Below are 25249 nucleotides of genomic sequence, written 5' to 3'. Positions count from 1 at the left end.
TTCAAATTCTTCTTGTTTTTCTTGCAATTTTTTCCTAATTTTGCAGCGGTGTAAAACTATAAACCAAAATGTTATGAGCGAGAAGTTTCCATACGGCTATGATTTGAATGCCTATATCGACAAGGCGTTCGAGCAGATGAAGGCAGATTTCCCTTGGGCAACAAGGGACATGATAGCGGAGCACACCTGTTACGGTATCGAGAAAGTGGGGGATGACTATCAGTATGTCAGGTATTACTCGTTTTGTAGTCCAGACATTCTCAATGTGGGCTGTGAAGAGTTTATCCGTAGGCTGACCAAAGACCATGACTGGGAACTGGAAAAAGCCAATCCCGTGAAGGAACGCATCGATGTGGAAGCCTCCAACCGATGCAGCGGCGACTGGTTTCTGGAGTGCTATCAGATTCAGAAGCATGAGAAGGGCGGCTATTCGGTTTATGTAACGGCTGGCAACCGCTCGGCAGGCGGGTCAAAGACGGTATTTATTCCTGCCTCCTATTTCAAGCTGAGTTGGGAAGAGTTTCTTGACAAGTATCTCGATCTGGCTACCCCCGGCTCTTTCTACGTGGGCAGGGCAGATCTTGAGCGTGACCCTCGCATTAAAGAGTTCTTGGGCTTCTGAGGAGAATAATTGTAATGTTCTGGTACGGTCATCAAGGTCTGCGCCACTAATCCAAAGGCGGAAGCTCTGTGGAATAAGATGAGTGGCAAGGATGCCGATGGTGTTAGTGTCGCTCTTACTCAGATCGCAGCTGCCGATAAGGCCATGATAGCCCCAGGTGATGTGAGCAAGGTGATTGTTGAAGGCTGTCCCGACGGGCGCAATATCTGGACTTACATCATCGATCCCTATCAAGGTACGGCTATACAACTGCCTTCTACAGAGGGCGTGATGAGTCTTGACTGGGAAAAGAAGGAAATCGTGGCAGCTTCCTATGGTTACGACGATGATGGCCGCTATTCGGTGAACAAGGCCTATTCCCTCGATGGAAAGTTCCTCCGTGAGGTTGGAGGGAAGGTAAGAGAATAATCCAAGTAAGAGTGGAAAGATCTGCTCAACCCCGAGGTCCATCCTGAAGACCAGACCGTCACAGCCAACTATCGCAGCGATGCCAACGAGAGGACGTACGATACCTATAAGTGGACTGACGGCAACAAGCTTGAACTTATCAAGACCCGTAAAGGAGCATTCTTTGGTGACGATCCTATGGAAGATTAAAAGTTATCATATGAAAAGACTATCATTAACAATCATTTTTGCCTGTTGTACGCTGGCCATAGTGGCACAGGAAGATGGCTTCCGTGTAAACTATCAGGGAGCGAAACCTACTATCAAAGACTTTGCCTTGGCCTATATCACCTCTCTCATTTCTGAGGCTGAAGAGTGTGATGAAGAGGGAATGTCTCTGTACGAGAACTTGCAAGACGCCATCAAGTGTCAAGCCAAGGGATTGCCACTCGAAGCAAACAGAACACTTACCATCGACCAGAAGAACGGCTTCCTCGTCTATGAGCATAAATATATTGAACACCTCGGCAGGATAGAGATGTGCTACTGGAACGAAGCCGACGGAAAACACAAATTGTTTGCCTGTAACAGATGGAGTTTCGAGAATGGAAAACCTATGATGGGGCAATACGACGTTCTCAGCTTTTATCGCTACGATAATGCCACGAAGAAGATGAGCTGGTGTGAATCGCCTGGCTTCGACGTGGAATATTTCAATAAATCCTATGCCCTGCCTCGTACGGGGAAGGACATCATCGTCACGACGTGGCATGAAGATGGCAAGAAGACACAGAAGACGCTGAAGTGGAACGGTCACGGATTCAGCTACTGAACGTTTGCAATCTTTTCGGCAGAACCCTGAGTGATGTGTATGTGCGTTTATGCTATGAATTGGCCGATTCGTTGAATAGTTTTGGCAGAATAAAGGTATCTCCGTACCTTTGCTCCGCAAATTCAAAAAAACAAGTATGATGAAACAGACAAGAAAGATGTTGCTGCTATTGGCCCTGCTGATTCCGGCAGGAGCAATGGCACAGGATAATGAGCAGGCAACCCAGATGAGCAGACCTGCAAAAGTACAACGTATGACGTATGAACAGATGACGGAGAAGATGGTCAGCGAACTGCAGCTGGACGAGAAACAGGCGAAGAAGGTGACGAAGCTGAACAAGAAGTACAAGACGTTGATTGAGGGACAGCAAATGGAACGTCCGCAAGGGCAGCGTCCGCAAAATGGCAATCACCCAACTGGCCGACCCAGCGGAGGCGGTGGTATGCCTGGTGGTATGGGTGGCCGTGGAGGTGGCTTCGGTGGAGGCATGCCTGGAGGCGGCATGGGAGGCCATGGCGTTGGTATGCAAGGTGGGCCGCGTGGTGGTATGCCTCAGGGTGCTCCTAAAGAGCAGAACAGCTACGACTACGACAAGCAACAGGCGAAATATGATGAGAAGATTAAGAAGATACTCTCCGATGAACAGTACGAAGGATATCTGAAATTGAAACCCCAGTTTGCTTCACAACGCCGGATCCGAGAATTCTTGCTTGGTGCAAGCGGCGGAGCCGAGCATCTGATGGGAGGGCAGCAGGACTTACTGAGTGACCAAGGTGCTCCTAACGGTATGGGCAGACCTGGAGGGCCTGGCTCTCGCAATACGAACATCACCTATAAAGGAGCCACGGAGCTGAAGACTGGCTCAACAGAGGACAGCCATACTTATCAGAGCAGCAAGACCGATGAGAATGCGCTGCTGATATCCACCAAGGAGGCAGTGGCCCTCTCTCAACCCACCATCAGCAAGACAGGCAGTTCCGATGGTGGCGACAATTGCAGCTTCTATGGCGTGAATGCAGCCATGCTTGTAAAAGGTGGCAGTGTAACTACCATCAAGGGCGGCAAGATAACCAGCAATGCCACGGGTGCAAACGGTGTCTTCTCTTATGGAGGAAATGGTGGCAGAAACGGCGCTCAGGGCGATGGCACGACAGTCATCATCGAAGATACAGAGATTATCACTACTGGCGATGGTTCTGGCGGCATCATGACCACAGGCGGTGGCGTGACAAAGGCCAAGAACCTGTCAGTCTGTACCAGCGGAAGGTCTTCAGCTCCCATTCGTACAGATCGTGGTGGCGGCATAGTCACCGTTGATGGCGGCAGCTACACCAGCAACGGACTTGGCTCCCCCGTTATCTATTCCACAGCCGATGTGACGGTATCGGATGCCACACTCACCTCTAACAAGTCAGAAGGTGTCTGCATCGAGGGCAAGAACAGCATCACACTGAACAACTGCCAGATGACCGTCAGCAACACGCAGCGCAATGGTCATGCTCAGTTCCTCGATGCCATCATGATCTATCAGTCGTTCTCAGGCGATGCCGACAGCGGCAACTCCCACTTCACGATGAACGGCGGTTCGCTGACAAACAAGCAAGGTCATCTGTTCCATGTGACCAATACCAATGCCATCATCACCCTGAATGGTGTCACACTGAAGAATGAAGATGCGGCAAATGTGCTGTTGTCAGTTTGTGCCGACGGCTGGCAGGGAGCCGGCAACAAGGCAACCCTCACCGCAAGCCATCAACAGTTAGACGGTACCATCCTTGTAGGCAGCGACTCCGAGTTGACTCTGACATTATCCGACGGTTCCACTTTTATCGGCTGCATCTGCGGCAACATCACCAACGCAGCTGGCAAAATCGTATCAACAGAAACGGGGAAGGTGAATGTCATTCTGGGCGATGACTGCACATGGACACTGACTGCCGACACCTATATTACCTCATTCAAAGGTGAAGCTTCACATATTAAAACCAACGGCCATCGATTGTTCGTGGATGGCAAGGAAATGAAAATATCCCAATAAGACAATTATAATGTATAGGGACTATTCCCCTTATTCAATCTTTCCTGCCAACCACATGCAGTTTCCTCATCTTAATACACATTCTACATTACTCTTTATACTCCAAGGCAAGTCCACCTTCGCTTGTCTCCTTGTAAAGCGAGGGCAAGTCGTGGATGGTAATCACCAATTAGGTGGCAACACAATATTTTCTACCTCGTGTGCCTCTTCAAACAGCGGAGAGATTTCATCATCAGTAAATCCGGCTATGCCGCAACCGATGCGGGTCACGAGGAAGGTCAGTTCGGGGTGCTCCTTGGCAAACCAGATGAATTCGTCCACATACGGACGAATAGTTTCTACTCCGCCCTGCATGGTTGGGATGGCATAGCTTTGGCCTTGCAGACCAACGCCCTGTCCCATGATGGCTCCGAACTTGCGGTAGGCGATATAGGCCGCACCACCGCCGTGCATACCTTTAAGATTGCTGCCGAACACAAATATCTCGTTCGGCTCCAACGATGTAATAAACTCTGGTGTTGTTCTTTTCTCCATAACCTCTTCTTTTATGAAATCCATATCCTCGCACGACCTTGGTGCATACATATCTGCCAAAGAGCCTGGCATTGTGGGTGCTGGCATTGAAGCCTCTCCCATCATAGCCTCGCGACTGAGAATTGCCCTCTCGTCCATCACCTCCACCATATCCAAGTCCATGTCGAAATTCTTCTTGAAATATGGTATGATGATTTCTTCCTTCAGTTTCTTGTATTTCTGCGAGATGGCCGATGGAGTCATCCCCATTTGAGCTGCAATCTCTTTTCCCTTGAAGCCACGTAACAGCAGCATGTCGATAAGTAGTCTCTCCTGTCTGTCAAGTGGCGCATGGTCGCAGACATCTTCCACCATCCGATTGAACTGCAGCCGCAAATCGCTCGTCACGTCAAACGATCGCAGATAATCCTCAAACGTGATGCTGCCATACTCTTTCTTGTACCATTTCAGCGCGTCGAGCACCACATATCGGAACCCGTTGATGAGCCAGGTCTTCAGACTGACATTCGGTGAGTGATCCTCCAGCGGCTTCCAGTCATGCTCCATCAAGTATATGGCATACTGATGAGCCAGTGACATAAAATCCAGATTCTCCTTCTCACTCAGCTGATAACGCTGGTCAAAGATATAATAGCCAGCCTGACAATATCCGTAGAAATACTCACGGATAATGTCGGCATCGCCCTCGCGGAAACCGCTCAGAATCTCTTCGTCTGACAGTCGCTGATAGTACATAACTCGATAATTTTTGGCAAAATTACAAAAAAATCGCTTCATCGCTTAATTTTTCTGCAAATTCTTCTTTAAAGAGATAAAGACTAGTCAAAAAAGAAGTATTCACCATTTAAAATGTGACGATTATGCAAACGAATGATGTTAAGACTAAGAGAGTCCACAACCTGATTATTGTCGATGAGAGCGGTTCTATGGAAGTTATCCGCAAGCAAGCCTTTGTAGGCATGAACGAGACCCTGCAGACTGTCCGCAAGATGCAGGAGAAATTCCCCGATCAGGAGCAGTATGTTACCCTGCTTACCTTCGACAGCGGCCACACCACCTGGCATTACGACAACCTGCCCGCTGCACAGACTAAGGATTTGGACTGGAAAGCCTACTGCCCAGGTGGCGGCACACCTCTTTACGATGCCATCGGCAAGGGTATTTCCAAGACCAATGCCCAAATTGAAGACGGCGACCACGTACTCGTCACCATCATTACCGACGGCGAGGAGAACAGCAGCGAGGAATGGACGCTGAAGATGATCCGCACGATGATTGAGAAGCTGAAGAAGCAGAGTTGGACCTTCACGCTCATCGGTACCGACAACCTTGACGTAGAGACCATGGCCCATTCCTTCGCCATCGACGAGCACTTGGAGTTCCAACAGGACGAAGCCGGCACCAAGGCCATGTTCGCTCGCGAACGTCGCAGCCGCGAACGTTACAACTGCTGTGTTGCCGAAGATGCCACCATGCCTGTAGGCTCGTTCTTCAATGAAGAATCATGATTTCCTCCTTGTTCTGTCTGCTTCTGTTTATCCGCAGGAGCGGACAGAAAACGTTTTTCAAAAATAAGAAACGGCAGAATTTAGAAGTTTTGCCGTTTCTTTTGTAATTTTGCAGCCGATTTCAGCAATTGTGATTTAGGATGATGATGACAGAAGAAAGAATTAATGAGTTTCGCAATGTGGTGCCGCTTCAGATACGTTTCAACGACGTTGACAAGTTCGGACACGTGAACAATACCATATATTTTCAGTTCTATGACTCTGGTAAGACTGACTATGTCTCTACCGTGTGTAAAGGCTTTGACTGGAATCAGTATGCTATTTTCGTGGTGAAAATCGAGGTGGAGTTTTTTGCCCAGATAAAAGGTGAGGACAGGATTGCCGTTCGCACTCGTACAGTACACCTAGGCAACAAGAGTTTCCGTCTGGAACAGGAAATCTTTGACATTGACACGCAGGAAGTAAAGAGCCGATGCCTGTCGATATTGGTACTGTATGACCTGAAGCAAAAGCAGTCCATACCGTTTCCCGATGAATGGCGCCAAGCCATCAGAGACTATGATGGTATTCTATAGAAGTATATTACACTTTTTCCAATGACTTTATTGCTTCTTAGTGAAATTGCTGCACAAATCCTGTACGTGGGCACATTGCTCACGTATCTGTTTGGATAGCTCATGCATTCTTTCCTTCTGCTCCTTAAACCGGTCATGCTGTGTTTTCTCACTTTCTTCCACAACCTGAGCATAAAGCCTGATAGCATCCTGCATGATGTCATAATGGTCGAATGCTAGATGGGGCCGCTCGGCTATGCCGCTTGGCTTGTCCAAGAAGTCCGACAGTGGCCACCATTCAGCTTTGGCGGCATCATCCTGACCAGTGACAGCAATAGGCTCATCGATGATGGCCAGATAAGCAACAGTAATGGTTCTTCCCCTTGGGTCACGATCAACCTTGGAATATGCTCCAATCTGATGCACATCCGATACTCGAAGCCCTGTCTCTTCCTCTAGCTCTCTAATGGCGCACAGCTCTGTAGTCTCGTCCATATTCATAAAACCACCTGGAAATGCCCAGCCGCCCTTGAAAGGTTCATCCCCTCTCTGAATCAGTAGCACCTTCGGCTCTGCCTCCCTCGTTATCACGATGCAGTCTGCTGTAACTGCAGGTCTTGGATATTTATATGTGTATGCCATATTTTACAAGTTTATCTACTAACTCCTTACAGTTGCTTTATTCGTTACCATTCTCTCGTTCTTTCAAAAACCGCTTCAGCAGGAAGGTGAGGAAATACGGGAAAGTGTAAAACTGCCCGTTCCACCCGATGTTCTTGTAGCCCAGTTTGATGCCGTACTTCACGTCGGAATAGGAATCCCACTTAATGAGATTGTTCAGCGAGGCCGTGGCGTTGTCCTTTGCCTTCACCTCCACCGGTATCAACGAATTGGCATCACGAACAAAAAAGTCCATTTCCAGTGCGGGATTCTCGCGCTTGTAGAAATACAACTGCTCGTAGCCCGACTTGCGCAGCATCTCACCGACAATGTTTTCGTATATTGCCCCCTTGTAGGTACCGAAGTTCTTGTTGGCACGCAGGTCTTCCTGTGCCTCCTCGTCTAATGATGCTATGAGCAGGCCCGTGTCGTGATAATACAACTTGTAGTAGTCGGCCATGTAGTTGCCCTTCAGCGGCAGCTCCACGTTGTTCAGACAGTAGCACACATTGATGACACCCGCTTCCTTCAGCCAATCGACGGCACCCACATATTCCCGGTTCCTCGCGCCCTTGGCAATCTTCGTGATCTGGTACTTCTTGTTGTCTTTCGCCAGGAAGGTGGAGATGTGGCTATAGACGGCCAACAGCTTTGCTTTGTCCGTCTGCTTGGCGTACTTCGTGATGTCCTCCTCGTAGTCCTTCAGCAGTTGCCGTTGCAGTTCCAAGGTGCCTCCGAAGTGGCCGTTGTCGATGTACATCTTCACCACTTCCGGCATCCCGCCCAGGCTCATATAGTCGCGGAACACATCCATAATGGTGTCCATCTCCAGTTGTGAAAATGGCTTCAGCTCCACCATGTGGCGGTACATATCTTCAATCTGTTTTGGCTGATAGCCCTTGGCCCAAAGAAACTCCTCGAAGTCCATCGAGAACATGTCGAAGTCATCCTTAAAGCCCACAGCGTTGCTTTCTATTTCCTCATAATAGATGCCCATCAGCGAGCCACTACAGATGACGTCGTACCTTCCGTCCTGGCAGAACGACTTCAACGAGGTGGCGCAATCGGGACACTTCTGCAGTTCGTCGAAGAATATCAGCGTCTTCTGTGGGATAAACCGCCACGTTGGCTCCATCAGCGAGATGTTCTTGATGATGGTCTCTACCTCGTAGCCAGCGTCAAAGATAGCCCTGAATTTCTTCTGTAGCACAAAGTTAATCTCGATGACCGACTCGTAGTTGGCCTTTGCGAATGCCCTGATGCTCTCCGTCTTGCCAATCTGTCGGGCACCCTTCACTATCAGCGGCTTCCTTTTTGGGTTGTTTTTCCAATCCAAAAGATATCTGTCAATCTTTCTTTTAAGCAATTTCATATCGCAAAATCACATTTTCGACTGCAAATTTAAGAAATAAATCACATTTTTCGACTATTTCTTAAAAGAAAAATCACATTTTTAGTATTTCTTTACGTATTAGGCATACCTTAGTTCCAACCTTCTTCGTCATTATTCTCAATTCGCCATGCAGGTGAATCACCTCAGTAGAGCCAGCGCGTTCATGCAGATTATCCACATTCTGCGTGATGACCGTTACTTTATGCTCTTTTTCCAATTCTGCAATCATCTTGTGAGCCTCATTCGGCTCTACTTCTGACAGTTGCTTTCGCCTCCAGTTATAGAAGTCGAGACACTTCTGCGTTTCATTATAGAGTGCATCCGTACTTGCCAAGTGAACCCACTCTTCGTTAGTCCACATACCATCCTTGCCACGGAATGTACTCAATCCGCTTTCAGCACTAACGCCCGCACCTGTCAGAAATACTATATGTTGTCTTACCATAGTCCATCCTTGATATAACGACTATAAAAACGTGTTACCACTTCCTTCATATCTGACGGAAGATATTCCAATGCTTGCAGCTTCATTTCTCTGGGTATTCCCCAAATTGCTTCAGCGATGCTTCCAACAATGGCTCCCAAGGTATCGGCATCAGCACCAAGAGCAACAGCTTTTCTGACAGCATCCTCAAACGATGTGCTTTGTCCTATAATCCATAGAGCCACAGGAACAGTTCCCTGGCATGTCTCATCAAACTTGTTGATGACATTCTCCTTCTTGATATTAATGTTATACTTGGCAAACTCTGCGCATTCTGTCAGGATCTCCTTAATATGTTGCGAAGCCTCACTGCCGAATTGCAGCGCACGGAAGATAGCAAGTACGACTGTCTGAGCACCTTTGATGCCTTCATCATGATTATGTGATGGCTTGGCTGTTTCGGCAGCAGCAGCAAGTACCTCGTCAATATACTTATACGAGTATGCCACAGGGCTGGGACGCATTGCCGCGCCGTTACCGAATGAGTTATACGGCTGGGGGGTATCACTGCGAACCCATTGGGCAAATCTGCCACCATAACCTCCCATGGGATGAGGGTAGCGGTTACACCAATCATGAATTGATTCACCAAAATCTCGCCCATTTAGCAAAGCATCAGCTACGGCCACCGTACAAATAGTGTCATCGGTAAAGCCATTTTGATCTGACAGCCACTCAAAGTTATAGTCGTTGGTTGAGTTAAATTCCCAACGGCTACCTACAATATCACCAATTATTGCTCCTAACATCTCAATTACCAATTAGGTGGCAACACAATGTTTTCTACCTCATGTGCCTTTCCAAATAGTGGAGAGATTTCATCATCGGTAAATCCTGCTATGCCGCAGCCAATGCGAGTCACGAGGAAGGTGAGGGTAGGGTGCTCCTTGGCGAACTGGATAAACTCGTCCACATACGGACGAATAGTTTCTACTCCGCCCTGCATTGTGGGGATGGCATAGCTTTGGCCTTGCAGACCAACGCCCTGACCCATGATGGCTCCGAACTTGCGGTGGGCAATATATGCAGCACCGCCTCCGTGCATACCTCTCAAATTGCTGCCGAAAACAAAGATCTCGTTCGGCTCCAACGATGTAATAAACTCTGGTGTTGTTCTTTTCTGTTCCATAACCTCTTCTTTTATGAAATCCATACCCTCGCACGACCTTGGTGCATACTTTCTGCAAAAATACAAAAAAAATCTCATTTCAACTTAATTTTTTCCGAAAATCTTCTTCAAAAAAACTGGCAGCGACTTCTTTGAGTGCTGCCAGCCTTTTCGTTAGTAAGTGCGTATCATTGTCAGAGTATAATTGGGCCGTGACCCATGCACGAGGTAGTGCCGAGGGCAGTCAAGGCTGCCGTGAGGATGCTGACGATGACCTGCAGGACGGTCTTCCAAGTTTCTTTCTTCATGGTGCTATAAGTGTTAAGGTGTTAGTAACTTGGGGCTCACCTCGCTATCGAAGCGAGCCCCGTTAGGTTAAGGCTCGTTGGTTGGGCTGTCGCCAGAGTCAGAATTACCGCTGCCATTCTCGTCCTCGGTCTTCAGGAGGCTGTCCACGTTGATGAACTCGGCCTTCTTGATGAACTCACGGCTGGAGATGTTCTCCTCGGTGGTCTGCTCGGGCAGGAATCGGATGTGCAGCGCCTTCATGTGCTTGTTGGGATTGTACTCCTCCTTCTTGCTGGCACCGTTCTTCTGGTTCTCGAGCGTGGTGTAGAAAGTGCCGAGGCCCTCAATCTTCACCTTCTTCGACTCTAGGAGCATCTCCACCAGACAGCTGCGGAACTTCTCAAGCACGCCATAGACCACGTCGGGGGTGTAGATTGAGCCGTGCTCAGAGATGTGGTTGGCCAACTTTCGGGTGTTCAGCGTCTCCAGTGCCCTCACCTTTGCGTACCACTGGCCGTAGCCTGCATTGTACTGGTTCTGGTTCTGTTTTACTTCATACAAAATCTTTGCCATAGTATTAAATTTTTATTTACCCTGCATTATAGCCGTCCCTTATTAAGGGACTCTAAAGGTATTAGACTTAATTTCGGCCAGCTACATCGGGTGGCCGAATCCCGCTTTTGTCATTAGATCTTTTGACACTGCAAGGGTGGTGCAAGGCGAACGCAGAGCCGAGCTCGCTCGAGCTATGCTGAGCCGCAGCCCACACTCGCAGAGCATTTCCCTAATGCTCTGCAAAGGTACAACATTTTTCGTGCGATTCCAAATTTCGGGCATCTATTTGACATCATTTTCAGCACAAAATCGCTGAATTGAAACGAACCGTAATATCGAGGCCTCGAAGCCGTAAATATCGGCCCTCGAAGATTACTTTTCGCCGCTTTCGTACAGGGCACAATGTGTGTATGTCACAATGTAACAATGTAACTTTGTAACATTAAGCTCATGCCGATGTACAGACCACTAATTAATAAATATATAATAATTATAATTATTATATATTCTTATATCCCTACATTCGCAATTTGAAAATCCTTAATGTTACATTGTTACAAAGTTACAATGTGACGTTTGAAAAAATAGTTGGCCAAAATGGTACACAATTCAAAATTATTTGTATCTTTGCCCCCAAGAAATCAAAGATATCTCCTTATTACCGCTGCGACATCACAGACAGGATACACAGGTGCCTGACCCCTTTGTGTCTTGTTACCTTTAGAATTTTTAACTACAGATTATTTCCCGTTCATGTAGGATTGAGCGGGATTTTTAGTACCTTTGCGACTCTAAACAAAAAAGAGATGACAGAATACGAAGTAACAGGAATAACACATCGGATAGGCCGCGGGCTGCCAAGAGAGGAGGCAAAGACTGCGGCACATGAGTTTATAACTGCATTGAAGCCTGGCACACCTTTGATACTGATGGCTGAGCCTAGCAATACTCACGACGAAAATGCCATCGCCGTGTATTTGGACTATACCAAGCATATCGGATATATCAAAAGTTCAAGATGTCTGGAACTGAAGGCTCTGCTCGATGAGAATGGGCAGTGTGATGCTGTGGTTTCGGGCAACGACGGTTGGATAACCATGTTTATCACCATTCCTGACGCTCCTGAATCATTAGCCACAAGCATCAAGCGGGAACGTGTTCTGCCTCCGAATCCGCTTGAAAAAGAGTTGAGAATGGACTTCACTGATGAGGAAAAGGCACTGCAGGTGATTGCTCTAAGAATCATAAAGACGAAGGTAACTGAAGAAAACATCGTGGCGTTTCTAACGATGGTTGAGCATTATCTCCCCTTTGCCACATATTCAATCTGCTATGATGACTGTGTTTGGCGTGCTCAAATATTGGGCATATTGAGGTCTGCATGCCAGCTTGACGTAACCCCTGAGACAAAACGACATTTGGAAGCGTTGAGAGACCAACTGCATGAAATCGAAGGTGACATGACCGACAGGCATTGTCGCAGAAAACTGAGGCTGATGGAGCAGCAGCTGCAGCAGCTGCAAGGATTGGCTGAGGCAGAGGACGGCCTTTTTGTTGATTTCGAATGCCACATTGCCAATAGCGGTCATGGGTTAAAAGAAGAATTGAACAAACTGGATGGTTGGTTTAAGTTGATGCCCCACTTGAATCTTCGAGATTACAAGATACACGAAAAGTTGGTTGAAGGCTTAGGCTATCAACGTGTATCGCGAAAAGAACTATATGAGGTTTATGCTTCCTTGTTAATATTAAGTAGGTACGCACGTGAGGCTGATGCCATCGATACGGACTTTTCGGACATAAAGGAATATGTTGGCAGAGTGAAGGGTCTGCTTTCTGCCGATTGGAAAGAAAAAACATACGATGAACTATGGGATGCTATTCTGGCATTGCCCGCAGTCAAAGCGATAGCAAAGAAAACAGGTAAGCAACAAAACACTACCTTCAACCGCAATCTGATAGCCCACATCCTGCATTTGATGATGAATAAGGGTGTATTTGGCACTAAGACTACTAATCAGGCGATGGCTGAGGCCTTAGAGGGTAATAAAGACCATTCCGTCAGAGATGCTGTAAGCAAGAGTATGGAAGATAGAGTGATGAAATCCGCCATCGATAATCTGATAGAAGAAAAAAGAAAATAATTCACATAAGACATAATTGGCTGAATTTCAGCAATGTAAGAAGAAAGAAAGTTGTACGGACTTTCTTTCTTTTTTTCTATATCCGAATCTTCCGACCTTTGCATCGTCTTCCGAGATATGCAGCCGATAAGTGAGCGGGCTATCCTTAGAGAAGCGGGAGCAAAGACAATTGATATGTATAAGAGAATGATTGACAAAGACAGGTATTGTGCAGACATGGCCAAGATGGCCCGACGTCAGTTGGCGCTGATCAACCAGTGCAGGATGCGCAAACAAGGAGGAGGCAAAGGAGTAGCGGACCAGCCTTTCTACGTAACATTTCTTAACCGCTAACAAACATTATTAATCTGAGACGACAGCAGGATGCGGGAAGTCTCGCGAGTGAAAAGGATCCAATTTCAGCACTTGCCGAATCTCGCTAAAGTTTCAGAAAACAATGAACACAACAAGATTCCAAGAACAGATTTTGAACAACGCAGTCCAGATGGACGCGAGTGTTAACTTCCAGTTGAACGGCAACATGCTGATAGTGCCGTGCCCGTGGGAGGATGAGAAGCAGGTGACTAACGGTGAGCGTGTACGTTATCGTGGTGGCATCGAGGTGGATGCCGACGGTCGCACCAGAGTGAAGCGTTACAAGGATGGCAGCAAGGGACCACTCCACGAGACTCTTTACGAGACAGCCCATGGAGCGGTGAAGATGACTCGTCCGCAGATACGTCCTTACAACGGTCGACGCCGTATTGACGAGGAATACGTCTATGTCACCTTCAAGTTCCCTAAGAAATATGGGCTGGCACTGACCAAGGCGCTCTATGAGGAGGAGGCCGACGAGATTATGTCTTACTTTAAAACACGCAAGGAGGAAACGATATGGAAATGATTTTGGAGCGATTGATAGCACTCAACACACGTCAGACCAAGGAGCAGACAAGGGCATTCATCAAGGAATGCCCGCTCCGAGACTACGACGAACTGACTCGGTCGCCTCGGCTGAAACAGATGGCAGAACGTATCAATTCGACTACCGATGATGAGGAGCAGAGGAAGTTGAAGTCGTGGTTGCCGTTCCGCTGTCCGCACTATACCCAGTTCCGTGATGACTACCGTGATCGTGAGCACATCGTGGCTGAGAGTTTCACTTGGCAGACTTGCATTGATATTGATGACCCAGAGTTGGTGGAGAAGGCCAACGAGATGTCTGAACGGCTCGATATCGAGGCTGGTGGCCAGTGGCAGGGGCTGATGCTGCACAAGGATTATTCCATCCGTCGCAAGCTGCACATCGATATCCGACTGCCGATAGGTATGACGGTTCCCGAGGCTCAGCGTGAATATTGTAAGGCGCTTGGAGTGGAGTGTGACACTTCGTGCTTCACGCCTGAGAGGTTCATCTATATTTCGCCAGCCGATTTTGAAATCTATCGTGCCGATGGTTGGTATCAGCAGCTTTCGGAGGATGAGATTGCACTGCGTCGCAAGGCTTATACAGATAGAGGACTCTCGATTGATGGCCGTACGGAGGATGGAAGCTATTATGATCCCGAGGGCGACACATGTGTCGCTGAGGCCACCGAAGGCCGTTACCCAGGCGAGTTCAAGGGCGTGGCTTATACCTCTCTTATCAGCGAATTTTGGCGCAGGACGGGCGGCGAACCTGCTGAGGGCGAGCGTAATAAAAGGCTGCACCAACTGGCTGCTAATCTTCGAGCCATCTGTGATAATTCAGAGGAGTGGTTGCTGGAGGTGATGCCTCGATTCGGACTGTCGGAAGCAGAAATGAAGAGCATTATCCATTCAGCCTGCAAAGAGCCAACCAAGGGTTCACGACTGATAGACCAGATAGTGAATGCGCTCGAAATGGGTATTTCCTCAGATGAAATTGAGGATGCCGAGGCTGTGGCTGCTGAGACTGGCGTAAAAGTTAATGTCAAAGCCCTGCCAATCGGTTTGAAAGAATCGCTGGCAGGTGTGCCAGTGTCGATGCACATGCCTGTGCTCTGCGGGGTTCTGCCGATAGCAGCGGCTTATGCCGACCAAGTGCAGATTCAGTATTGTGACGGCAATTTGCAGCACCTTGGCCTCATGTCTATCATCCGAGGTGAGCAGGCTTCAAACAAGTCGGTTGTCAAAAATGCCGTTGATGTCTGGAAACGCCAGTTCGACGAGGAAGATGCCCTGGCACGCAAACGTGAAGAGGAATGGAAGGAGCGCAAGAAAGGCCGCAAGGCCAACGAAAAAGCTCCTGAAGACCCGAAGGTATTGATAAGAATGGTGCCAGTGACGGTCAGTTGTTCAACCCTCTTGAAGCGTTTCAAGAATGCCCAGGGGCACACCATCTACTCGTTTGGTGAGGAACTCGATACGCTCCGAAAAACGAACGGTGCCGGCTCATGGAGTTCGAAATATGACATCTATCGCCTGAGCTTTGACAAAGGTGAATGGGGTCAGGATTACAACTCGGATGCCGCAGAGTCGGGAGTGGTGAAAGTAGCTTACAACTGGACGATGCTCGGCACGAACGGGGCCATGCGGAAGTGCTTCAAGTCGGATAATATCGAGAACGGTCTTTCTAGCCGAATTCTCGTGGCTGAGATGCCAGACAGCAGCTTCTCGAAGATGCCCAAGTTTGGCCGTCGTTCGACAGAAGATGAGGCTCGAATCCAAGAGGCAGTCACTCGTTTGCGATCGTATTCGGGTTTGGTTGACACCCCTCGTTTGCGCAAAGCCATCGAAGAGTGGGTAGAGCAGAAACGCATAGAGGCAGCAAAGGACATCGACCATGTAAAGGATACTTATCGTAAGCGTGCTGCTGTCATCGGCTTCCGTTGTGGAGTCATCTTCCATCTGTTATCGGGTAGGGATAAGGAAACGAAGGCCTGTCTGGAGTTTGCACTGATGATGGCCGATTACTGCCTTTCTCAGCAGATAAAAGCATTCGGCGAGGCATTACAGAATCAATATGTTGATGCTCATGAAGAGTGCCAGCGATATGGAGCCAATCACTCTGTGTTTGACCAGCTTGCACCAACCTTCACTATCGATGACCTCCGAGCCTTGAAGCGCGGCTACTGCTCAGAAACAGCCATGCGCGTGATCATCTCTCGTTGGATGCGTGACGGATGGATTAGCAAGACCGACCGCCACCACTGGACAAAAAACGTAACAAAGTAACTTTGTAACATTAAGCACATTCAAGATTATGGAACTGATATTAGAACGTATAGCAAAACGTAAGACCTATACGATAGGGCATTTGTATATTGCAAAAGAACCCGATGGGAATAACCCTGGCTTAGGCCAGCCCCTTACCAAGGGGCTTCAAATCTGCGACACACTGGAACCCACTTGGCGCGACTATGCCAACGGTGCCTACAAGGTGAAAGGCCGTTCGGCCATCCCCGAAGGCCGCTACGCAGTGGTGATCTCATTCTCGCCCAAGTTCAAACAGTGGCTTCCCATCTTGCTCGGAGTGCCAAAATTCGAGGGCATCCGCATCCATGCGGGCAACACGTCAGAAGACACAGAAGGTTGCATCCTCGTAGGTCGCAACCTGATAGTAGGCCAAGTCGTCGACAGCCGCATCTGGGTTCATCGGCTGAAGCAGAAGATCGTTGAGGCTAAGGGTAGGGGTGAAGCCGTGTGGATCACCATCCGTTAACTCTCAATTTCTTTTCAATTGCCCGGATATGACTCGTCTCGTGTCCGGGCTTTTTCAACCGTATCAGAAACTGGAATGACTATCAGGCCATCGATGGGGCAGGGAACGTCATCCATATCTTCAAAGAACCGCATAAAACGTAAACGGTTAAATGAGAAAAGATGCAATATTTCCGATTCTTCTTGCATTTCTCGTATATTTTTCCTATTTTTGCAGCGGTATAAAACTATAAACCCAAATGAAGAAGATTATTTATACGTTAATTCCCATGATTCTGATGCTTGCCTTTTTGGCAATAGCATCCTGTGGTAACAAGACAAACAGTGCGGCTTCTGATGCCGATAGCACTGTAGTAAATGAAGTGCCTGACACGCTGAACACTGTTGAGGCTGTTGAGAAGCAAGTGGATGCTGTCTACGCCTACTGGAATGAGTTGCGGCAGCATTATGATGAGAATAAACCATCGTTAGACGAACGCTTCGGCAGCAAGGAGTGGCAGCGGGTACGTAATGAAGTGGCGGCCATCGACCGCGAGTGTGAGTGTGGCGGCTTCTTCGATTTCGGTGAGGAGGGACCGTTGGATCCTTGGACATATGACTGCTATGAAGGAGCTGTCAGTGCTAATGATATTCAGGTTAAGCTGCAACCAAATGGCACGGCTGAGGTCAGGTTCCTGGTGAAGGATGCCGTCACCATTGAGGGCATCCCCATGCGCTGGCTGATGCGGGTGGAGGATGGCCAATGGCGAGTTGCTAACATCTTTTTCGAGAAGGATGACAATTTCGACATCCTGACGAATATGCGTGCCTATGCAGATGACGGGAAGTCCAACAAGAACTCTGACATGCCCAAGACTGAAGAAGAGGCTCCTGCTGAAGATATAAACCTCTCAATTTACGCAGAGTGATATTGTCAGATGTCGCTCATAACGGGTGGGCTTGACCTGATAGCCTGGTAGGACATAGCAGGCTGTGCAGCCTACACCTGTGGTGTTGTAGTCCAGGTTCAGGGTGATGCCGTCCTGCTTTTGCAGCTGGTAGGTATATACCGCCTTCGTCAGGTTTTCTGTGCTGTAGTGGTAGGCGTTGAAGTTGAACGGCTCGTCCATCGCGAAGCGCAGTCCTTGTCCTTTGCCGTTGCTCATGTTCAGCCAGCGATTGTCGCACCGCAGTCCGCAGTCCTGTGGAATGAGGTAGGGTTCGAACATATCGTCCACACTGTTCTCATAGATGCCGATGGCATAGCCGGTCTTGCGGTCTGGATAGTTCTCCTCCGGTCCACGGCCGTACCACTTCACCTGTTGCAATGGGTCGATGAGCGTCATGGTCAGTCCGATGCGGGGCAGGAGAGCAGGCATCGGACCTTCGGGTTCAAGGATGTGATGCAGTGCGATGGTTCCGTCGCCGTTGATGCGGTATTCATAGACCTCAGAGAAGCCTGAATAGCGCAGGCCGGTGATATAGGCATCGAGCGATGTGTTGACGGGTGCCCCGAATTGTGAGAAACAGCGTACGTTGATATACACCTGACCGTTGGCTTCGAAGGCCTGACAAGAGATGGGGATGCGGGTGATGGCATCCAGGTTGTTGCTGTAGAACTCGTTGGCTATCTGCCCGCCGTTCCAGGGATTGCGGTTGTTGTAGGTGATGTTCCACTGGTCCCAGCCGTCGAGCTCGAGAGCTAGCGGAGCGCGCCACACGTTCATCTGGAGCGGCGACTTGAGCAGTTCCTTGCCAGATTGCTTGATGCTGAATAGCTGGCCGTCGGGGGTGAATGAGTAAGAGAATCCGTCGCCGCTGACCATAATGGTGTCGTTGGTCTGGATGAGCACGGCCTTTCCAACGGTCTTGTCAGAAGGCATGGCCAACTGTCGCCAGGGGAGTTCCAACTGGTCCCAGGCAGCCACGTGACCCTTCTGCGCCCATATCTCGTCGGCCTTCAGCGCGCTGGTTATCATCAGTCGGTATTCGCAGCCGGGGTTGAGGACGGGACGGCTGTAGGGTATGGTGATGACCTTCTTGGCCAATGGCTCCACATCAGGATTGAGTGTTCCCTGCTGCAGACAGACGCCATCCTCATAAAGTTCCCATTTCATGTCGTAATAAGAGGTATTGAGGAAATGGTTCCTGTTCCAGATCTCTACCGTACCATTGTCGGCACTCAGCAACCGGCATGATACGGGCTGGGCCGATTTCTTCATCTGATAGATTTCCGGCTGTACGGTTCTGTCGGGCCATATCGTACCGTAGGTGCGGGCGCCGATGCCGTAGCTGAAATAAGTACCCTCCTGCTGCTCTGTCTCGAAGTCGAGATTCAACAACTGGCCCGAATTGTCGGCAATGACGACATTATCCATCAGCGCATCGCAGATATACACATGGGTGTCCTGTCCATGGGTCTGTTCGTTGCGGCCGATGTTTACAGGGAACGGGGCGTTGATGATGTTGCCCTGTGCCTCCATCTGTGCCACCTCTGTGTTGTCGATGCTTACTGTCATCTTCTTACCGTCGTAGCAGGCTTCCACATGGTGCCATTTGTTCTCCCAGTCGGCGGGCAGTGGTGCCGATAGTTCGTACTTATGGTTGGTGGCCGCAGGTCTTCTACCGAAGGGGAATGCCTTGGGCTCGCCTTCTGAGGCTGGTGCCTTGTCGGTGTTGATGTAGAACACCAGCTGCTCCTTACCGTTCTGCTGAACGCCGAACTGCCATTCACCCTTGGTCACGAATGAGCCGCAGGAACTGATGAGCTTGCGGGGATAGACATCGAAATGGACGTTCAGGGTGTTGCCGGTCAGTTCCAGACAGTCATCTCGATACACCTCCACCCACTCATCGTGGCCGCTCAGGTCAATCACATGATTTTTACGGTTACGGCTGTCGGCCACCAATTTGGCATTGCCCATGATATGCGCCATGACATCGTGGCCTGATTTGTCCTTAAGCCTACGTGCAGGCTGGGTAAGTCCAGGCGACACGAAGTCCCAGACGGCACCGCCGATGCAGCGCTCGTGCGTATAAATAGCGCGCCACATCTCGTCGAACATACCGCCACTGTTACCGGCCACCGAGATATACTCATCCATGAACGACGGGCGCACGTCACCGTCACCGTGTTTTCCCACCCTGAGGTCAAGAGCCAGGGCAGTAGGGTAGCGTGGACCGATGATATCCTCTGCGGGATGACTGTAGGCATTGCCACCGTACATCCACCAGCGGGTGTGGTCGTATTTGCGCCCTTCGGCAATCACCTCGCCGATGTTAGGCCCCTCGCCGCTCTCGTTGCCAGCGCTCCAGAAGAGTACCGCAGGCTGGTTTCTGTCACGCAGCACCATGCGGCGCACACGTTCACGATACATCGGTATAAATCGTTTGTCGCCAGAAACCCATTCGGTGGCATGCGCCTCTACGCCTGCCTCGTCGATGATGTAAAGTCCATAGCGGGCGGCATATTCCAGATAGCGCGGTACGGGGGGATAGTGGCTGGTGCGCACACCGTTGAAGCCAAACTGCTTCAGGATGGTCATATCCTTCTTGACCAGTTCGTCGTTCACGGCATGGCCGTTGTCGGGATCCTGCATATGTGAACACTGGGCATTCACCTTCAGCGGCTTACCGTTGAGATAGAACACGTTGTTGCGCATCTCAGTCTCCTTGAAGCCCACGTCCTGACGGGCATCCTCGGGCGTGTTTTCTGATAGCCGCTTGCCGGTGGCAGCATCCACGAGGTACATCTTGAGGTTATACAGATTCGGTGTCTCTGCCGTCCATTTCAAGGGGTTGCTGATATGCTTGCTCATGTTCAGCGTCAATGTGCTGCTGCCGTTGGCGAATGTTGCCGCCTGACTTTCCAGTCGTGCCACCTCTTTTCCATTGGCACCGGTCAGCACGGCCTGCACCTTAAGGGGAGTCGTAATTGGCTGCTTGTCATAGCTTCTGACGCTTACCTCGATGTTCAGGTCGGCATCTCGGTAATCCTTGTCCAGATCGGTGGTCACATACCAGTCGAACAGACGGGTCTTGGGCGTGGCATAGAGATAAACATCGTCGAAGATGCCCGCTAGGCGCCAGTAATCCTGCCCCTCGAGATAAAAGCCGTCGCTGTATTTGATGACCTTCATAGCCAGCGTGTTACGGCCTTTCTTCAGATACTTTGTAATATTGTACTCGGCAGGCTCCTGAGCTCCCTCGTTGTAGCCCACTTCCTGACCGTTGATCCACAGAAACGATGCCGATGCCACCTTCTCAAAACGCAAAAAGATCTCCTCTCCATTCCAGTCGGAGGGAATAGTAAAGGTGGTGCGGTAGGCACCTGTTGGGTTGTAGTCGCGTGGTGTCTTGGGTGGGTCGGCCTTGAATGGCGCCGACACGTTGCGGAACAGCGGGTCGCCGTAACCCCTCATCTCCCAGTTTGAAGGCACATCGATGGTGCCCCACTTGGCATCTGGGAATTTCTCCTCGAAGAAGTTGCCTGGTATCTCCTGAGGTGTATTGCCGTAAAAGAACTTCCACTTGCCGTTGAGCAGAACGTGATGTCCCGGGATGTAATAGGCACGCGATTCTTCCTGTCCGTATTCAAACACGTCAAGGTTTTCAATGTAATAATACAGGTCGTCAAAGCCTCTTGTCTTTTCTGTCTGTGCCATTACTGCCACCATGGCAGGTATCATCAGTAATGTCGTGAATAGTTTTCTCATAAGTTGTTAATATTTTTATATCGTTAATGTTTCGTGCTAACAGGAACTACCAACCGTAATCCTGCCATCGGATGACGTCGTTCCACTGGAAACTTCGGATTTCGGTATTCCAGTTTCCATTCGTTGACTTGAAGATGGGGTTCGGGAAAAACATGCTGACCATACCGCATTCGTCTTCCTTCATGTTGTATTTGTCCATGTTGTTTTTCAGCCATGGAAAGATGGTTAGCCATTTTTGTGAAAAATGACGGTGTGGCACAGCCCTTAAAAAGGCGGACTTCCAGTTGTTGAAATCGCTCTCTGCTGTGTTCAGGCTAAAGAGGTGAAACATGTCGATGTGATACTTGACGTCCCACTGACAGCCATATGCCAATGCGTCGGAACTATTGAGGGAACCTTCGGGTGTCAGCTTGTCGTAAATGGTGCCGAGCAGACGGGCTGTTTCTTGGGCGAGATTGTCGAGTTCGGCACTTTTGATAACGGAAAGAGGCACGCTATAGCCTGCTAAATCGCCAGGAGTATCATTGTAGTAATAGCCGGGATGCGCAATGAATTCTTCGCTGTAAAAATCGTAATACGTATTGATAACCGACTCATAGAAGGTTTCACTGGTATTGAACAAGGTGGGTACGATGAGTTGATAGGGTGCGCCAGGATCGGGAATCTCAGCAGGAGAGCCTATCAGGTAGTCGGTCACGTTGCGCAGCTCATAGGCCGATTCAATACAAGCGAAGTTACAACAGTCGGCAAAGATAAAGCGCAACTTGTCGTTGCCCATGCCGTTGGCAATGGCGCGTGCCATCGATGGGATGTTCATCCAGTAACTCTTGCTTTGGCCATCATCCTGTCCGTAGGCTCTGGATCTCGCATAGGTCACAGTGTCTTTGACCATGACCCAGCCATTAGAATGGCCCCAGAGGCCGAGTCCGTAACTCTTGGCGGGATATGTCTCACGTATGTAGCGGAGCATCTCCTCCAGTATGGCAGGATCAGCAGCGTTTATTCCCGTCATGGAAGTGGAGTCAAGCAGCACCCCATCCTTGATGCGGGCGATATAGGATAACGTCGTGTTTGCCAAATCAACAAAGACAATAAGGTTTTGCTGTTTGCTGAGCTTCTTGGATCCTTCCTTCAGTTCTTCTAAGTCTAGGTCTGCAAGCGGCGAGAGGTTATTGTCTGCAGCTATATAGATGAGCACGGTGCGATCTGCCTCCTTTGGAATCTCATCATTGTCGTCATTGCTTCCACAGGCTCCGAAAAGAAGTGCGGTCGCTAACAGAATCATTAATTTCTTCATTTTATTTTCGCATTTTGATATTGAGAATGTTTTGATGGTCGGTACGCTGGTAGCTGAGGTCATCGCTCATCTTTCGCATATACATGATGCCCAATCCTCCGGGCTCCCTATCTTCAACGGGCATATCCAGATCGGGTTCTGGTGCTGCCAGCGGGTTGAATGGCTTACCGTTGTCGGTGATGGTTATGCTCAGCAGACCATTGCTGATGTCAGCACTCAAGGTCATTTCCGTAGCACCGCTGTAGTCGATGATGTTGCCTACGGCCTCTTCCACCGCCAGTCGTAGTCTGTTGGCATGATGGTCGTCGAAATGGGCCTTGTCGGTGGTAGCCAGCAGATACTCCTTCATTCTGGGATAGGCCGATTCAGAGACTTTCAGTGTGATGGTGTCAGGCATCAGCCGTTTGATGGCCAGCATCGTCAGGTCGTCGCTCTGCACAGCGTCTCCCACGAAGCCTTCCACGGCCTCTGTCATCCTTTGTATCAATGATTCCGGCGACACGTTGCCTTCGGCCATCGCATCATGTATCACATCGATGATGCGCTCCTTGTTGAACATCTGCTTAAACTCGTCCTCCGCTTCGTTCAGACCATCGGTGAAGAGGAACAACAAATCGTTAGGCTTGATCCAGATTTCCTTATTCTTGTAGATAGTATCGTCGAATGTCCCCACAGGGAAGGCGGGTTCATAGGGTAGGGGGAAAACGTCTTTGTTGACCAGTATTGGTGGCTCATGACCTGCCGAACAGTATTGCAGCCGCCCGGACGGTAGATGGAGCACACCCACAAACATGGTCACAAACATCTGCGCATCGTTGCTCTCACTCATCGTCTCGTTGATGTGCGTGACGATAATCTCTGGACTGTCTTCATTGGTGGTATAGGCGCGGAAGAGGCTTTTGGTTACCGTCATCAGCATGGCGGCTGAGACCCCTTTGCCCACCACATCGCCGATACAAAAGAAGAGCTTTTCATCGCGGATAAAGAAATCGAACAGGTCACCGCCCACAGCTTTGGCGGGTTTCACACTGCCATAGATGCTCAAGTCGTCGCGCTGAGGGAAGTTGCTGGGCAACATCGACATCTGGATGCCGTTGGCGAAGTTGAGCTCACTTTCTATCTGCATCTTCTCAGCGGCAGCTATCTTCAATTGTCTGATGGTAATGCGGCAGATGAGATAGACCAAGAACAATCCCAGACTCATCATCACCAGTATCATCACACTCATCAGAACGGCTGGCAGTTTCCTCACCGTCTTTGGCACCACGAAGCCCAAGGTCCATCCAGTCTTCTTCACTGGGGCATAGAATACATAGGCCTCTTGGCCGCGTACCTTCAGTTTTTTGTAGCCTACCTGCTTGGCTGCTATCTCCTCCATCAGCAGATCGTCTTCCATGTCTTTGGTCTGCTTCACGTCATCGAAGAAGTTCCGGTTCAGGACAAAACTCCTGTTAGGGTGGGAGATATAGTTTCCCTTTTGGCCGATGACAAAGGTGTAGGATCCTTCTTTGGTGGCCTTCTCAAAATCCAGGCCAATGAGTTCCTGGTTGGTCTCGAGATCTATCTTACGCAGCTTCCGGTGCAGCCATTCAAGCGACACGTCGGCACCAAAGACACCCACTCTGTTACCTTGCTTGTCGAAGAACGGCTGCACATAGGTACATAGTGTCTCCTGTGCGCCATCCTTGTCATGATAGGGCTCCGACCAATAGCCTGTCTTGGCTTTGATACCCTCCTGATACCATTCGCTTTTCAGATAGTCGTGTTGGGCCGATCCCACCTGCATCTTCTCTATTTTTCCGTTGCGCCACACGGCATAAGGCTCAAACCAGCGGCCCTTGTCAGGAAAGAAGTCGGGCTCGAAGGCCACAAAGAATCCCCTGATTTTCGGATTTGTCGACAATACATTGGCCAAGGCTTCGGAAATCTCCTCTGGATCCTCTATCTTCGTTTCCACCTCTCCAATGCTGTTTGCTGTGACAGTCTCTACATCTTTGAGCAGCATCCTCAGCGACTGACTCTCCACCTCCAGCATACTGCGGAAGGTGTTTTCGATTAAATGGCTCATGGCGGCATCTACTATGTAATAGATGCCGCCATTGATGACCACCAGCATCAGTGCCAGGGCTATCAAGATGCGCCGAGTCAGTTTTTGAGAGAGCGAGGTGGTCTTTCTTTTTCTCATTCTATCTCTTCGTAGATATTCAGGAATCCGCCAATCTCGAGAGCCTCCTTTACATTTTTGTTCATCTTACAAATAAAAGCCTTGTGCCCTGTATCGCGAATGTGCTTATAGAGCGTTACGAGCAATCGGAGGCCCTTTGAGGATATATACCTCAGATCGGTGCAGTCCAACAGGATATCGTACTCATCCTGCATAAACACGCGCGTCAGTTTCTTTTCCACCTCTGGTGCTGCCTCGTTGTCAAGGTCACCACAGAAAGCAATGGTAAGCCTTTCTGCCTGTTCTGTAAATCTTAATTCCATTGTA

General features: G+C 49.4%; 24 protein-coding genes. 12 read left to right on the top strand and 12 right to left on the bottom strand.

The window, feature by feature from the left end; genetic code table 11:
- Positions 1 to 73: 73 nt before the first annotated feature.
- The 4 genes from BMY16_RS10435 (at position 74) to BMY16_RS10420 (ending at position 3879) form a co-directional block, all read left to right on the top strand.
- A complete protein-coding gene (locus BMY16_RS10435) occupies positions 74 to 622 on the top strand; it encodes a hypothetical protein (RefSeq protein ID WP_091842258.1) in 549 nt (182 codons plus the stop codon).
- 78 nt (positions 623 to 700) lie between these two features.
- Positions 701 to 1030: a hypothetical protein gene (locus tag BMY16_RS10430; protein ID WP_091842256.1), complete on the top strand. Its 330-nt coding sequence runs from the start codon at positions 701 to 703 to the stop codon at positions 1028 to 1030.
- A gap of 199 nt (positions 1031 to 1229) precedes the next feature.
- Complete coding sequence (locus tag BMY16_RS10425) at positions 1230 to 1841, top strand: hypothetical protein (protein WP_139207205.1); 612 nt, start codon at positions 1230 to 1232, stop codon at positions 1839 to 1841.
- Between the two features lie 136 nt (positions 1842 to 1977).
- Positions 1978 to 3879 carry a hypothetical protein gene (locus tag BMY16_RS10420; RefSeq protein WP_244513026.1) on the top strand — a complete coding sequence of 634 codons (1902 nt, stop codon included), beginning with the start codon at positions 1978 to 1980 and terminating at the stop codon, positions 3877 to 3879.
- A 162-nt stretch (positions 3880 to 4041) separates the two neighbouring features.
- On the opposite strand, the gene BMY16_RS10415 is transcribed toward BMY16_RS10420, so the two are convergent.
- Positions 4042 to 4413, bottom strand: coding sequence for an A1S_2505 family phage non-structural protein (locus tag BMY16_RS10415; RefSeq protein ID WP_091842463.1), 372 nt, complete (start codon positions 4411 to 4413; stop codon positions 4042 to 4044).
- Between the two features lie 860 nt (positions 4414 to 5273).
- Between BMY16_RS10415 and BMY16_RS10410 the strand changes: the two genes are divergently transcribed.
- Both BMY16_RS10410 and BMY16_RS10405 read left to right on the top strand, forming a co-directional pair.
- Positions 5274 to 5921 carry a vWA domain-containing protein gene (locus BMY16_RS10410; protein WP_091842253.1) on the top strand — a complete coding sequence of 216 codons (648 nt, stop codon included), beginning with the start codon at positions 5274 to 5276 and terminating at the stop codon, positions 5919 to 5921.
- Between the two features lie 146 nt (positions 5922 to 6067).
- A complete protein-coding gene (locus BMY16_RS10405) occupies positions 6068 to 6496 on the top strand; it encodes an acyl-CoA thioesterase (protein ID WP_091842461.1) in 429 nt (142 codons plus the stop codon).
- A 27-nt stretch (positions 6497 to 6523) separates the two neighbouring features.
- On the opposite strand, the gene BMY16_RS10400 is transcribed toward BMY16_RS10405, so the two are convergent.
- The 7 genes from BMY16_RS10400 to BMY16_RS10375 all read right to left on the bottom strand — a co-directional run bounded on the left by BMY16_RS10400 (position 6524) and on the right by BMY16_RS10375 (position 10981).
- Positions 6524 to 7117 carry an NUDIX domain-containing protein gene (locus tag BMY16_RS10400; protein ID WP_091842251.1) on the bottom strand — a complete coding sequence of 198 codons (594 nt, stop codon included), beginning with the start codon at positions 7115 to 7117 and terminating at the stop codon, positions 6524 to 6526.
- Positions 7118 to 7154: 37 nt separating this feature from the next.
- On the bottom strand, positions 7155 to 8507 hold the full coding sequence (locus BMY16_RS10395) for an ATP-binding protein (protein ID WP_091842250.1): 1353 nt from the start codon (positions 8505 to 8507) through the stop codon (positions 7155 to 7157).
- A gap of 73 nt (positions 8508 to 8580) precedes the next feature.
- Positions 8581 to 8973 (bottom strand): Sir2 family NAD-dependent protein deacetylase, encoded by a 393-nt coding sequence (locus BMY16_RS10390; protein ID WP_091842248.1) that lies wholly within the window; start codon positions 8971 to 8973, stop codon positions 8581 to 8583.
- Positions 8967 to 9761: an ADP-ribosylglycohydrolase family protein gene (locus BMY16_RS10385; protein ID WP_091842247.1), complete on the bottom strand. Its 795-nt coding sequence runs from the start codon at positions 9759 to 9761 to the stop codon at positions 8967 to 8969. The genes BMY16_RS10390 and BMY16_RS10385 overlap by 7 nt, the downstream gene beginning before the upstream one ends.
- A 5-nt stretch (positions 9762 to 9766) precedes the next feature.
- Complete coding sequence (locus tag BMY16_RS10380) at positions 9767 to 10141, bottom strand: A1S_2505 family phage non-structural protein (RefSeq protein WP_091842460.1); 375 nt, start codon at positions 10139 to 10141, stop codon at positions 9767 to 9769.
- Positions 10142 to 10314: 173 nt separating this feature from the next.
- Complete coding sequence (locus BMY16_RS15545; RefSeq protein ID WP_170836056.1) at positions 10315 to 10428, bottom strand: smalltalk protein; 114 nt, start codon at positions 10426 to 10428, stop codon at positions 10315 to 10317.
- A 67-nt stretch (positions 10429 to 10495) separates the two neighbouring features.
- Positions 10496 to 10981, bottom strand: coding sequence for an HU family DNA-binding protein (locus tag BMY16_RS10375; protein WP_139207204.1), 486 nt, complete (start codon positions 10979 to 10981; stop codon positions 10496 to 10498).
- A 512-nt stretch (positions 10982 to 11493) separates the two neighbouring features.
- Between BMY16_RS10375 and BMY16_RS10370 the strand changes: the two genes are divergently transcribed.
- From BMY16_RS10370 to BMY16_RS10345, 6 genes are all read left to right on the top strand, one after another.
- Complete coding sequence (locus tag BMY16_RS10370) at positions 11494 to 13107, top strand: HIRAN domain-containing protein (RefSeq protein ID WP_139207203.1); 1614 nt, start codon at positions 11494 to 11496, stop codon at positions 13105 to 13107.
- A 117-nt stretch (positions 13108 to 13224) separates the two neighbouring features.
- Positions 13225 to 13440: a hypothetical protein gene (locus BMY16_RS10365; protein ID WP_091842244.1), complete on the top strand. Its 216-nt coding sequence runs from the start codon at positions 13225 to 13227 to the stop codon at positions 13438 to 13440.
- 103 nt (positions 13441 to 13543) lie between these two features.
- Positions 13544 to 13990: a hypothetical protein gene (locus BMY16_RS10360; protein WP_139207202.1), complete on the top strand. Its 447-nt coding sequence runs from the start codon at positions 13544 to 13546 to the stop codon at positions 13988 to 13990.
- Positions 13981 to 16281, top strand: coding sequence for a YfjI family protein (locus BMY16_RS10355; protein ID WP_091842241.1), 2301 nt, complete (start codon positions 13981 to 13983; stop codon positions 16279 to 16281). Before BMY16_RS10360 ends, BMY16_RS10355 begins: the two co-directional genes overlap by 10 nt.
- A 28-nt stretch (positions 16282 to 16309) precedes the next feature.
- Positions 16310 to 16768 carry a DUF5675 family protein gene (locus tag BMY16_RS10350; protein ID WP_091842239.1) on the top strand — a complete coding sequence of 153 codons (459 nt, stop codon included), beginning with the start codon at positions 16310 to 16312 and terminating at the stop codon, positions 16766 to 16768.
- 238 nt (positions 16769 to 17006) lie between these two features.
- Positions 17007 to 17675, top strand: coding sequence for a hypothetical protein (locus tag BMY16_RS10345; protein WP_091842238.1), 669 nt, complete (start codon positions 17007 to 17009; stop codon positions 17673 to 17675).
- Here BMY16_RS10345 and BMY16_RS10340 read toward each other — a convergent pair.
- From BMY16_RS10340 to BMY16_RS10325, 4 genes are read right to left on the bottom strand one after another with little or no spacing between them, the layout of a single operon-like run.
- Complete coding sequence (locus BMY16_RS10340; protein ID WP_091842236.1) at positions 17658 to 21461, bottom strand: beta-galactosidase small subunit-related protein; 3804 nt, start codon at positions 21459 to 21461, stop codon at positions 17658 to 17660. The two genes, BMY16_RS10345 and BMY16_RS10340, sit on opposite strands and share 18 nt — an antisense overlap.
- A gap of 46 nt (positions 21462 to 21507) precedes the next feature.
- The gene (locus tag BMY16_RS10335; RefSeq protein WP_170836085.1) at positions 21508 to 22758 is read right to left on the bottom strand and encodes a clostripain-related cysteine peptidase; all 1251 of its coding nucleotides are present in this window, start codon (positions 22756 to 22758) and stop codon (positions 21508 to 21510) included.
- A 1-nt stretch (position 22759) separates the two neighbouring features.
- Positions 22760 to 24943 carry a SpoIIE family protein phosphatase gene (locus BMY16_RS10330; RefSeq protein ID WP_091842233.1) on the bottom strand — a complete coding sequence of 728 codons (2184 nt, stop codon included), beginning with the start codon at positions 24941 to 24943 and terminating at the stop codon, positions 22760 to 22762.
- Positions 24940 to 25245, bottom strand: a complete 306-nt coding sequence (locus BMY16_RS10325) for an STAS domain-containing protein (RefSeq protein ID WP_091842231.1) — start codon at positions 25243 to 25245, stop codon at positions 24940 to 24942. Before BMY16_RS10325 ends, BMY16_RS10330 begins: the two co-directional genes overlap by 4 nt.
- Between the last annotated feature and the right edge of the window lie 4 nt (positions 25246 to 25249).

The sequence above is a fragment of the Prevotella sp. ne3005 genome (assembly GCF_900110085.1).
Classification (GTDB): Bacteria; Bacteroidota; Bacteroidia; order Bacteroidales; family Bacteroidaceae; genus Prevotella.
This window is presented reverse-complemented; position numbering and strand designations above follow the sequence as displayed.

Excerpts from the sequence above, each read along its gene's own strand:
- BMY16_RS10325 (WP_091842231.1), bottom strand. The coding sequence starts at position 25,245 with ATGGAATTAAGATTTACAGAACAGGCAGAAAGGCTTACCATTGCTTTC.
- BMY16_RS10410 (WP_091842253.1), top strand. The coding sequence starts at position 5,274 with ATGCAAACGAATGATGTTAAGACTAAGAGAGTCCACAACCTGATTATT.
- BMY16_RS10435 (WP_091842258.1), top strand. The coding sequence starts at position 74 with ATGAGCGAGAAGTTTCCATACGGCTATGATTTGAATGCCTATATCGAC.
- BMY16_RS10345 (WP_091842238.1), top strand. The coding sequence starts at position 17,007 with ATGAAGAAGATTATTTATACGTTAATTCCCATGATTCTGATGCTTGCC.
- BMY16_RS10335 (WP_170836085.1), bottom strand. The coding sequence starts at position 22,758 with ATGAAGAAATTAATGATTCTGTTAGCGACCGCACTTCTTTTCGGAGCC.
- BMY16_RS10340 (WP_091842236.1), bottom strand. The coding sequence starts at position 21,461 with ATGAGAAAACTATTCACGACATTACTGATGATACCTGCCATGGTGGCA.
- BMY16_RS10355 (WP_091842241.1), top strand. The coding sequence starts at position 13,981 with ATGGAAATGATTTTGGAGCGATTGATAGCACTCAACACACGTCAGACC.
- BMY16_RS10420 (WP_244513026.1), top strand. The coding sequence starts at position 1,978 with ATGATGAAACAGACAAGAAAGATGTTGCTGCTATTGGCCCTGCTGATT.
- BMY16_RS10350 (WP_091842239.1), top strand. The coding sequence starts at position 16,310 with ATGGAACTGATATTAGAACGTATAGCAAAACGTAAGACCTATACGATA.
- BMY16_RS10395 (WP_091842250.1), bottom strand. The coding sequence starts at position 8,507 with ATGAAATTGCTTAAAAGAAAGATTGACAGATATCTTTTGGATTGGAAA.
- BMY16_RS10330 (WP_091842233.1), bottom strand. The coding sequence starts at position 24,943 with ATGAGAAAAAGAAAGACCACCTCGCTCTCTCAAAAACTGACTCGGCGC.
- BMY16_RS10365 (WP_091842244.1), top strand. The coding sequence starts at position 13,225 with ATGCAGCCGATAAGTGAGCGGGCTATCCTTAGAGAAGCGGGAGCAAAG.
- BMY16_RS10390 (WP_091842248.1), bottom strand. The coding sequence starts at position 8,973 with ATGGTAAGACAACATATAGTATTTCTGACAGGTGCGGGCGTTAGTGCT.
- BMY16_RS15545 (WP_170836056.1), bottom strand. The coding sequence starts at position 10,428 with ATGAAGAAAGAAACTTGGAAGACCGTCCTGCAGGTCATCGTCAGCATC.
- BMY16_RS10405 (WP_091842461.1), top strand. The coding sequence starts at position 6,068 with ATGACAGAAGAAAGAATTAATGAGTTTCGCAATGTGGTGCCGCTTCAG.
- BMY16_RS10400 (WP_091842251.1), bottom strand. The coding sequence starts at position 7,117 with ATGGCATACACATATAAATATCCAAGACCTGCAGTTACAGCAGACTGC.
- BMY16_RS10360 (WP_139207202.1), top strand. The coding sequence starts at position 13,544 with ATGAACACAACAAGATTCCAAGAACAGATTTTGAACAACGCAGTCCAG.
- BMY16_RS10430 (WP_091842256.1), top strand. The coding sequence starts at position 701 with ATGAGTGGCAAGGATGCCGATGGTGTTAGTGTCGCTCTTACTCAGATC.
- BMY16_RS10380 (WP_091842460.1), bottom strand. The coding sequence starts at position 10,141 with ATGGAACAGAAAAGAACAACACCAGAGTTTATTACATCGTTGGAGCCG.
- BMY16_RS10425 (WP_139207205.1), top strand. The coding sequence starts at position 1,230 with ATGAAAAGACTATCATTAACAATCATTTTTGCCTGTTGTACGCTGGCC.
- BMY16_RS10415 (WP_091842463.1), bottom strand. The coding sequence starts at position 4,413 with ATGGAGAAAAGAACAACACCAGAGTTTATTACATCGTTGGAGCCGAAC.
- BMY16_RS10385 (WP_091842247.1), bottom strand. The coding sequence starts at position 9,761 with ATGTTAGGAGCAATAATTGGTGATATTGTAGGTAGCCGTTGGGAATTT.
- BMY16_RS10375 (WP_139207204.1), bottom strand. The coding sequence starts at position 10,981 with ATGGCAAAGATTTTGTATGAAGTAAAACAGAACCAGAACCAGTACAAT.